Source organism: Terrisporobacter petrolearius (genome assembly GCF_020748185.1).
Taxonomy (GTDB): domain Bacteria; phylum Bacillota; class Clostridia; order Peptostreptococcales; family Peptostreptococcaceae; genus Terrisporobacter; species Terrisporobacter petrolearius.
The window spans coordinates 1-8,995 of record NZ_JAHZMO010000072.1 but is presented as its reverse complement, the minus strand read 5'-3'; the positions used below and the strand labels follow the sequence as shown (position 1 = coordinate 8,995).

Annotated in this window: 10 protein-coding genes; 3 read left to right on the top strand and 7 right to left on the bottom strand. The window is 28.0% G+C overall.

The annotated features are described in order from the left end of the window. Window positions 1–142 precede the first annotated feature (142 nt). The 6 genes from hpt to K0040_RS19135 all read right to left on the bottom strand — a co-directional run bounded on the left by hpt (window position 143) and on the right by K0040_RS19135 (window position 6,466). Entirely contained in the window at window positions 143–682 is a 540-nt protein-coding gene (gene hpt / locus K0040_RS19160; RefSeq protein WP_148557069.1) for a hypoxanthine phosphoribosyltransferase, read from the bottom strand. Window positions 683–751: 69 nt separating this feature from the next. Beyond that, entirely contained in the window at window positions 752–2,065 is a 1,314-nt protein-coding gene (locus tag K0040_RS19155) for an L-cysteine desulfidase family protein (RefSeq protein WP_228110318.1), read from the bottom strand. A 215-nt stretch (window positions 2,066–2,280) separates the two neighbouring features. Continuing rightward, the gene (locus tag K0040_RS19150) at window positions 2,281–4,053 is read right to left on the bottom strand and encodes a sigma-54 interaction domain-containing protein (protein WP_228110317.1); all 1,773 of its coding nucleotides are present in this window, start codon (window positions 4,051–4,053) and stop codon (window positions 2,281–2,283) included. A gap of 245 nt (window positions 4,054–4,298) precedes the next feature. Beyond that, the gene (locus K0040_RS19145) at window positions 4,299–4,868 is read right to left on the bottom strand and encodes a class I SAM-dependent methyltransferase (protein WP_228110316.1); all 570 of its coding nucleotides are present in this window, start codon (window positions 4,866–4,868) and stop codon (window positions 4,299–4,301) included. A 102-nt stretch (window positions 4,869–4,970) separates the two neighbouring features. Then, window positions 4,971–5,609: a single-stranded DNA-binding protein gene (locus tag K0040_RS19140; protein WP_228110315.1), complete on the bottom strand. Its 639-nt coding sequence runs from the start codon at window positions 5,607–5,609 to the stop codon at window positions 4,971–4,973. A gap of 86 nt (window positions 5,610–5,695) precedes the next feature. Further along, window positions 5,696–6,466 carry a polysaccharide deacetylase family protein gene (locus tag K0040_RS19135; RefSeq protein ID WP_228110314.1) on the bottom strand — a complete coding sequence of 257 codons (771 nt, stop codon included), beginning with the start codon at window positions 6,464–6,466 and terminating at the stop codon, window positions 5,696–5,698. A gap of 266 nt (window positions 6,467–6,732) precedes the next feature. Between K0040_RS19135 and K0040_RS19130 the strand changes: the two genes are divergently transcribed. Then, entirely contained in the window at window positions 6,733–6,939 is a 207-nt protein-coding gene (locus K0040_RS19130; protein ID WP_018591798.1) for an alpha/beta-type small acid-soluble spore protein, read from the top strand. A 142-nt stretch (window positions 6,940–7,081) separates the two neighbouring features. Next, the gene (locus tag K0040_RS19125; protein ID WP_074919565.1) at window positions 7,082–7,618 is read left to right on the top strand and encodes a DUF4364 family protein; all 537 of its coding nucleotides are present in this window, start codon (window positions 7,082–7,084) and stop codon (window positions 7,616–7,618) included. Window positions 7,619–7,621: 3 nt separating this feature from the next. Here K0040_RS19125 and K0040_RS19120 read toward each other — a convergent pair whose 3' ends face one another. Beyond that, complete coding sequence (locus K0040_RS19120; protein ID WP_228110313.1) at window positions 7,622–8,488, bottom strand: YncE family protein; 867 nt, start codon at window positions 8,486–8,488, stop codon at window positions 7,622–7,624. Window positions 8,489–8,626: 138 nt separating this feature from the next. Between K0040_RS19120 and K0040_RS19115 the strand changes: the two genes are divergently transcribed. Continuing rightward, window positions 8,627–8,872, top strand: coding sequence for a TIGR03905 family TSCPD domain-containing protein (locus K0040_RS19115; RefSeq protein WP_074919567.1), 246 nt, complete (start codon window positions 8,627–8,629; stop codon window positions 8,870–8,872). Window positions 8,873–8,995: the final 123 nt, after the last annotated feature.

Genomic DNA, 8,995 nt, shown 5'->3' with positions numbered 1-8,995 from the left:
AGGTGTACTTGACATGCAATTAAATTGGAATTACATTCAAATTAAGGCATGGATACATAATTTTCATATCCATGCCTTAATAAACTTATCATAGAAAGCTATTTACAGAAAAAACTTCACAGTCTCACCCCCTTTAATCTTACTATCTATCTTTATCTGTTACTACAAATACATATGGTATATTTCTATAATAGTCACCATAGTTTAATCCGTAACCTACAACAAATTTATCTTCAATTGTAAATCCGCAGTAATCAGGTACTAAGTCTACTTCTCTTCTACTTGGTTTATCTAATAATACACAACATTTTATACTTGCTGGATTTTTAGATTTTAAATGATTCATTACATGATTCATAGTATGTGCTGAATCTGTTATATCATCAACAACTAATACATCATATCCCTCTAGATCAGACTTTATGTCATTAACGATTTGAACTCTTCCACTAGAAGCAGTCCCATGTCCATAACTTGAAGTTGTCATAAATTCTATTCTTACTGGAACATCTAAAGCTCTAACTAAATCTGAACAGAAAATGAAGCTACCTTTTAATAGAGATACTACCATTAATTTCTTTCCTTGGTAATCTTTTGAAAGTTCTTTACCTAATTCTTTTATTCTATCTTTTAACTGTTCTTCCGAGCATAGAACTTCCCATACTTTTTTATCAATATCCATTGATTAACCTCCTAAATAAATGATGATATTTCCATTTTATAAAAGATTAACTTCTTTTGCAAGATAGTTTTAGTCAACTTTATTCATATCATTCATTACATTTAATATTATTTCGTCTGTTATTTGCATTCCTTTATCACTAACTCTACCTAAATTTTGTATAGATTGCTCAACTTGTGTACCAACTATACCATTTAGTGGTGGTACTGCATATCCTTGTTTAGCTATAACAGCACTTTGAACTGCTGCTGATGCTGCTGAAGATAATTTTAGCGCACATCCTGCTTTTGCACCATCACAGATCATACCACTTAAGTCAGCTATCATATTTTCTATAGCTCCGTATATATGATTAATCTTTCCATCCATTAACCAAGCTATACCTGCACTTGCTCCAGTTGATGCAGCTACACCACATCCACATACAGCAGATAATCTTCCAGTAAAGTTTTTAACATATGCAGTTACTAAGTGAGATATTGCAAGAGCTTTTGCTAATTTTTCATCACTTTGTGGGTATTTTGAGCTGTAAGCAACTATTGGAAGTATTGCTGTTAATCCATGGTTTCCTGATCCATTTGAACTCATAACAGGAAGTTTTGCTCCACCCATTCTTGCATCAGATGCTGCAGCTGTTAAAAGCATAGCTTCTGTCATTATTCCATCTCCTAATAATCCTTCTTCCATAGATTCTTTTATACCTCTACCAACACCAATACCGATTTCATTTTCTAATCCGTATTTTGCCATATCCATATTCATTGTTACACCATCTAATAAGAATTTAATATCTTCTAAATTCATATTTTCAACATTTTCAACTATTTCTTGTATAGTTATAGTGTCCATTATGTTTTCTTTTTTCTCTGTAGTTTGTGCTTCAGCTTTTTCTGCAAATCCGTCCACTTCATCTAATAATACTAAACCGTTTGCTTGTAAGAATACAAAGTTATCATGCTTAGTTTTTATTATAACTCTTGATGTATTGTTCTTTCCTTCTAATTTTACTTCTATAACAACCTTTTCCTTAGTGTCTAAAGGTTCTATACTTATTGGATTTTCATCTACATATTTTTCTGATTCTTTAACTTGCTCATCAGTTAATCCTTCTAATAAAGTTAATCCGTCCTCAGATTTTCCTCCAACAAATCCCATAGCAACAGCTATTTTTAATCCTAATCTATCAGTTCCTGGTATTCCAACGCACATTGCATTTTTGTAAACATTTGGGCTAACTAATACTTTATGTTTTACTATTTCTTCTCCTAATAGTTCTTTTGCTTTTGCACAAGCTAATGCTACGGCAACTGGCTCTGTACACCCTACTGCTGGTTTTACTTCAGCCTTTAATATATCAACTAAATTTGTTCTTAAATCTCTCATTTTATAATCCTCCTAGTAATTTAAAATAAATTATTATTTTCATATTGTTCTCAAATTATAATAATAGCAATTTACGTGCCAAATTTTTAAAATTCAATAAAATAAAAAAATGAGATTAACAAGCCAAATTTATATACTTTTATAGGTTATGTAATTATAAACAATTATATAAATCTCAAAATAAGCAAAAAAAATCTCAAAATGAGATTTTTGTATCATTTTGAGATTAAATTATATTTTTCAAGTTTTCTATATAATGTAGCTCTAGATATACCCAAGGCATTTGCCACTAATTCTTTGTCCTTTTTATAATGTTTATATTTATTAAAGGCTTTTCTTATTTCTTCTTTTTCTAAATCTTCTAAAGTTCTTATTTCCTCTTCTTTATGTGATTTTTCATCATAATATGTTGATTTTATATTGTTAGGTATAATATCTAAAGTTAACAAGGGTGAATTTGACATATTTATGCTATATTCAATTATGTTTTGTAGCTCTCTAACATTACCTGGCCATGTATAATCAACCAATGTCTTACTAGCATCTTCTTCTATGCCAGTTACATCTTTATTTAGCTTGTGGGCATATTCTTTTATCATATAATCAATTAATAAAGGAATATCACTTTTACGTTCTCTTAAAGTTGGCAAAGTTATAGGAATTACTTTTAATCTATAATATAAATCTTCTCTAAATTGTCCATTTTTAACTAAATCTTCTAGATTTTTATTAGTAGCTGCAATAACCCTAACATCAATAAATATATTGGACTTTCCTCCAATTTTATCTAGCTCTCTTTCTTGTAGCACTCTTAAAAGTTTTCCTTGTAAGTGAAGACTCATATCTCCTATTTCATCTAAAAATATAGTACCATTATGAGCCAATTCAAATTTACCTAGTTTTCCACCTTTTTTAGCTCCTGTAAAAGCGCCTTCTTCATACCCAAATAGTTCACTTTCCAACAAATTATCTGGTATAGCTGCACAGTTAACTGCTACAAAAGGATAATCTGTTCTATCACTATGATTATGAATAGCTCTAGCAAAAAGTTCTTTTCCTGTGCCACTTTCACCTGTAATTAGTACTGTAGAATTTGATTTGGCTGCAATTAAGGCTTTTTGTTTTGTATGTTCCATTATTTCACTACTACCAACAATATTATCTAATGTTATTTTATAATCTTTATTAATCTTATTATAGTTTTTAATTGCTTCTTTATTTTCAATAAAATCAATAACATATCCTTTTAATTTATTTTTAACTACTATTTCGCTAATATTATATATTCCTTTTAAATTTCTTCCTAGTTTCTTGTAATAGAAAATTCCAGTTTTGTATTTTTCAAAATCTGAAGTTGATGGTTTTTTTATAAAGTCTAGTAGATCAAAAATGTTTCCACTTTCCAACTTTTCATCCTCTATATTGAAAATTTCTCTAAATTTAACATTATACTTATCGATATTACCCCTAGTATCTATAGATACTACAGCTTTGTTCATACCATTTAGTAATATCTCCAATTTTTTCTTTTCCAGTTCTAATTCTTCTGTTTTGTTTTGAGCCTTTAATTTATTAGATATTAAGTCTGCCATTTTTCCCAAAAAGTTAGTTAGATCCTTTGCATTATCAGTTATTATTGAAGATTGCTCTTCATTAAATGCTATAAGGCCTACAACTCCATAAGAATATCCATCTAGAGTAATTGGACAACATACCTCTGCGTACTCTTTGCAGTTCCCGTTGTTAGAACATATTTTACAAATATCATTTTGCTCCGAATCATCAATATAAATTAATACTTGTTCTTCTAAGCATTTTTTAAAAGCAGAGTATCCATTTACCCTTTCACCAATCTTATCTAAATAAATTCCTGTCCCAGCTATTCTTACTAACTCTTCATCTACTATAGTAACATCAATATTTAAAACTGAAAGCATAGCTTCAGCTATATTTTGAATATCATCTTTTATATCTTTTAGACCATTCATTTTCATCAATCCTTAATTTTTTTTATATTTAACAAAGATTTTATTTCTTTTAAAACAACATATATTTTATTTAATGTTATTTGAATAGTTATAAGAATCACAAATAACATTATAGCCCCCACAATTGTAAAATTAATGCCCAGTTTCACTTTTATCTCTCCTTATTAGTAGATTTTCTTAGAGTATAATAAAAGACTAGGTTAACCTAGTCTTTTATTATGTTATTTAATTATATTCTAGCTCTTTTACTTTTTTTTTCCTATATAAATATATCTTTTATTTTCTATTTCTTTTAACTTTCCTTCAAAGTTAAATCTTTTGAATATATCTTGTACTTCAATAGGATAATTATAATGTATATTGTCTCCACAAATCCTATGTCTAAAATATTTTAATTTTACTTTTATATCTTTTAAATTTAAATCCTCTACTATTACTTCTCCGTTGTTTTTAAGCACCCTGTTGATTTCTCCTACAGACTTATTACAATTTGCTGTATGATTTAAATAATCTAATACTATAATTTTATCAAAATAATTGTCATTGAAAGGCATATGTTCTAGCTGTCCACTTACTACTGTACAATTCTCATTCATTACATGAGAAAAGCAAATTTCTTCTCTATTGTTATGTTCTAAAATAGTTACCTGAACACCAAATGCTCTTATTCTCTTGCCTAGTTCGCCAACTTTACCCACTAATAAGACTTTGCTTCCGATATCATGTTTTATATTATTTAAAAATGATAGCACTTCTTCGGAAAATTCAAGCAATCCCGAACATGATTCGTATTTATTATATAGTAAACTTTCCACGTTATCCTCCCTATAAAGCTTTTCGTATAATTCCAGTCATTATTAGATTATAATAAATCCTAATTAAGTATTCAATACATATATTATAATTTGTAATATTCTTTATTCTTCGTCATCTAATGTAACTTTTTTTATTTTTGATACAGAAACTTCATAGGCTGTTCTTTTTACAGAATCACCACCTTCTACCTTTTTATCATATACTCTACTTTGCACTCTTCCCCACATTTGGATTCTATCTCCAACGTTAAGACTTTTTGCAAATTTGGCATTCCTTCCCCATACTATAGATGGGATGTAGTCTGATTTATTATAAGGTCTATTAATTGCAACTAGCAAATCTGTTATTTCTCTTCCCAGCGGTGTTTTTCTATATATTGGCGATTTACATATATATCCATCTAAGAAAATGCTATTAGGATCTTTTGTATCAATTTCTGATATTGCTTTTATTTCGCGAACAAATACTGTCAAAACAAGTTTATTTTTATTATCAATATTCTTATTATATGATCTTAGTTGGCCAACAACACTTACCAATTTTTCACTCTCAAAATCTATATCTTGTAATAATCTTTCTGAGATAGTCATTGGAAGAACATCGTAGGAATTGCTTAGTCTATTAATTTTTATTTTTGTACTATAAAACTTTTCACCAAATATTTCATGGCTAAACTCTAATTCATCTTCTAGTTCACCTTTTAAATTTACAACATTAGTATCGTCCTTAACAATTATCATATTATTTTTCCCCCCAAAATTGTTAATTATAACTTTATCTTTTCTTCTACCATAAATATATTTATACTCTTTACTTTTTATTACATTTAATCATTTCTTTGAATACTTTGCTCACCAGAAGAATTGATTTTGTAATTGTTTTTGTAAATCAGATTAGATACTGTAACCATTTCATAATTTTTCTTTTCTAAATTAGACAGACAACTATCCAAATATAAACTTACGTCTTTAACATTTGCATGAAATAATATAATTGATCCAGGTGAAGTATTTTTACTTACTCTATCTAATACATGCACCGGTCCAATATTTTTCCAATCTCCAGAATCCACATCCCATTTTATTGTGTAATATCCTAAAGATTTACAAGTACTCATAGTTTCTTTATCCACATTTCCAAAAGGAGGTCTGAATAAATTTACTTTTTCACCTGTTAAATCTTTTATTTTATTACTTGTTAATATTATTTCATCTATCTTGTTTTCATTAGATATGTCTGGAAAAGAGCTATGTGTGTTTGAATGATTACCAATTTCATGACCTCTATTATGTATTTCTTTAACTAATTCTTTGTTGTCATCAACCCAACTACCAACTAAAAAGAATGTAGCTTTTGCATTATGTTTATCTAATATGTCTAATATCTCTTCAATATTCTCACTTCCCCAAGCAACATCAAAAGTAAGTGCAACTTTTTTGTCCTTTGTATCAACTCTATTTATAGGTGTTTCATACCCTTGAATAGCAGAGCATATATTTTTTATTCCAAACGCGAAACAACCTATAATAAATAAAGCTGCCAAAAACAAAGTTATACTTAAAATAAAAGCTTTTGTTCGTTTATATGCTGAGTTCATTTTTTACCTCCTATTTAAAATACTCCTACCATATATTTATTTAAAAAAATTTAAAAAAATTCCAAAAGCATGTACTAAAATTCGTCATGCTTTTGTATTAATTTGTGTAAACAAGGTAAATACTCACTTTAAAATTTTTTACTAAATTCGACTTTTTTGGATTTATTTTTCAGAATATAACTTTTGAATTTGGAGAAATTATAAGTAACATCAATTAGATGATGTTAATAAAAAATTATATTTCAACTTTAAGGAGGAAATTTACTATGTCAACTTCTAACAACAGACAAGTGGTACCTGAAGCAAGAGCTGCATTAAATCAAATGAAATTAGAAATAGCTGGCGAATTAGGAATGTCTAATTACGAAAATATTGACAAAGGTAATTTAACTGCAAGACAAAACGGTTATGTAGGTGGATATATGACTAAAAAATTAGTTGAAATGGCTGAAAAGCAAATGGCAGGAAAATAGTTTTTTTTTAAAAAACACATTAATGTAAGGCTACCTAATTAGGTAGCCTTTATTATATATTTTTTTATTTTAAATATCACTTTTAATTTTTTATAATTTAGTTTAATATAGTAATATAAATTGTTTCTTGGAGGATAATAATATGTTTGAAAACTCAACTGAAGAGTTGGCATATCATAAACTTTTAATTTTATATATTTTAGACAAAATAAATATGGATTTAACTAACTCACAGATGACACAAGTTGTTTTAGAAACTGATATGATGAACTATTTCTCATTCCAGCAAATATTATCACAACTTATGGATTCTAAGTTTATAAAACCATACAAAGACTCTGGAAGAGAGTACTATTGTCTAACACAAAAAGGACTTGAAACACTAGAGTACTTCTTAAACCGAATACCAGAATCTTATGCAATTAAAATTGACGAATACATAAAAAATAATAAAGAAAGTTTATTAGCTGATACTCAAGTTAAATCTAGTTTTGTAAAGCAAAGTGAAAATGAGTTTATTGTTAATTTAAGAGTTATTGAAAACCAAAGTAACTTAATAGATTTGAACTTAAACGTTTCATCGGAAAAACAGGCAAAACAAATATGCAATAATTGGAATAATAATGCTTCTAATATGTATGCAGAAGTTATAAATTTATTGATCCGAGATATACACTAGGGCCTACATACAAATAATTGTTGTAGGCTCTTTTTCTACTTTTATTTCCTTTATTAATTTATTTGTAGAAGTGTCATAAACTTTTACTGAGTTCCTTTGAGTGTCAGATATGAATAATTTTTCTTCGTCTGGAGAGATTTCTAATCCCTGAGGTATTCCATCTATGTCTATATTACCAATATACTTTCCTAAACTATAATCTAGTATTTTTATATTTTTGTATCCCAAATCGGCTATATATACTTTTTTATCCTTATAATTGAAAGATATCTGAACTGGTAATAAAAATTCGTCAAAAACTTTTTTTGTAGCTAAAGTATCTTCGTCAATAATTACTACCTTCCCATCTAAAGTTGATACATAAATCTCACTCTTGTACTTATCTAGTTGTACATGCCATGCTTTGAAATCTATATCTATTTTACTTTCTATAACTTTATTAATAATATCAATGCACGTTATGGAGTCCATACATGGAACATACAATTTTTTTCTAGGTAAATCAAAGCAAAAACCATGGGGCATGTCATCCACACAGATTATTGCTATAGGATCTAGAGTATTTTTATCCATAAAATAAATACTATTAGAATCCTCATTGGCAATAAACACTTCTTCTTCAAACATAGCTATTTGAGTTAAGCTTCCTCCAATAGATGATGAGTCTATTATTTTTTCCTCTTTCATGTCTAACACATATAAGATACCATTACTGGAACTGGGCAAATACATCTTGCTTTTCTCCTTATCTATACAGAAGTGATGGGGATAAATATTGTCATCCAGTTTAATTTCTTTTTCTAAAGTTAAAGTCTCATAGTCTATTACGCTAATACTTTTTGATAAATAGTTCGAAACATACACCTTCATAGATTACCCTCCCCTCTATGTTTTTTATACTATAATAATATATTAGATAAAATATATAATTATTCTATTATAGTTGCTTTATATTTTATCTATTGTTATCATATTCATTGGAACATTTAAAATAAGGAGTGTACATATATGAAAATAGAATTCCAAACTAGCGGTGTTTGTTGCCGTCAAATAACTTTAGAAGTTGATGAAAATAATATAATCAAGGAAGCCAATTTTGAAGGTGGATGTAACGGAAACTTATCAGGTATAAGCAAATTAATAGTTGGTCAAAACGCTAAAGAAGTTGCTGCAAGATTAGAAGGAACTACTTGTGGTACTAAAGATACTTCATGCCCAGATCAATTATCAAAAGCGATAGTTGAGGCTTTATAAGAGAATGTCTATAGATTTGTGTAATAATTTTGTTTTGTAATTTATATTACTGGAAATTCAAAATTCCAGTAATATTTTTTTATTTCTAAGAAATACTAATACTAGCATTCTTTTCACAATTAT

Coding starts and splice junctions, on each gene's coding strand:
- hpt (WP_148557069.1), bottom strand. CDS start 682: ATGGATATTGATAAAAAAGTATGGGAAGTTCTATGCTCGGAAGAACAG.
- K0040_RS19155 (WP_228110318.1), bottom strand. CDS start 2,065: ATGAGAGATTTAAGAACAAATTTAGTTGATATATTAAAGGCTGAAGTA.
- K0040_RS19150 (WP_228110317.1), bottom strand. CDS start 4,053: ATGAATGGTCTAAAAGATATAAAAGATGATATTCAAAATATAGCTGAA.
- K0040_RS19140 (WP_228110315.1), bottom strand. CDS start 5,609: ATGATAATTGTTAAGGACGATACTAATGTTGTAAATTTAAAAGGTGAA.
- K0040_RS19135 (WP_228110314.1), bottom strand. CDS start 6,466: ATGAACTCAGCATATAAACGAACAAAAGCTTTTATTTTAAGTATAACT.
- K0040_RS19130 (WP_018591798.1), top strand. CDS start 6,733: ATGTCAACTTCTAACAACAGACAAGTGGTACCTGAAGCAAGAGCTGCA.
- K0040_RS19125 (WP_074919565.1), top strand. CDS start 7,082: ATGTTTGAAAACTCAACTGAAGAGTTGGCATATCATAAACTTTTAATT.
- K0040_RS19120 (WP_228110313.1), bottom strand. CDS start 8,488: ATGAAGGTGTATGTTTCGAACTATTTATCAAAAAGTATTAGCGTAATA.
- K0040_RS19115 (WP_074919567.1), top strand. CDS start 8,627: ATGAAAATAGAATTCCAAACTAGCGGTGTTTGTTGCCGTCAAATAACT.